The 287-nt window shown below is 70.0% G+C and carries 1 protein-coding gene; it reads right to left on the bottom strand.

The annotated features are described in order from the left end of the window. On the bottom strand, positions 1 to 287 hold a 287-nt coding region (locus MD536_RS21335; RefSeq protein ID WP_262916070.1), incomplete at both ends, for a lyase family protein.

The following is a 287-nucleotide window of genomic DNA, read 5'->3' as shown; positions in this document are numbered from 1 at the left end:
GGACCGGCTGGGCCGGCTGCAGGTGGGTGTAGCCGGGCATGATCGTGTCGAGGTGGGCCTCGGCCTTGTCGACGATGGCCTCCTGGACGTCGCGGACGGCACCGTCCAGGAGGGCCATCTGCTCCAGGAGGTAGAGGCGCGTGTCGGTAGCCGCCTGGTCGTTGCGCGAGCGCCCGGTGTGCAGCTTGCCGGCAACAGGTCCCACCAGCTCGCCCAGGCGCCTTTCAACGGCGGTGTGGATGTCTTCGTCGCCCGGCTGTGCCTCGAAGATGCCGCCCTCCAGCTCG

The organism is Flavihumibacter cheonanensis, from assembly GCF_022352215.1.
Taxonomy (GTDB): domain Bacteria; phylum Bacteroidota; class Bacteroidia; order Chitinophagales; family Chitinophagaceae; genus Flavihumibacter; species Flavihumibacter cheonanensis.
The sequence above is the reverse complement of the archived record's forward strand: the minus strand, read 5'-3'. Positions and strand labels throughout refer to the sequence as shown.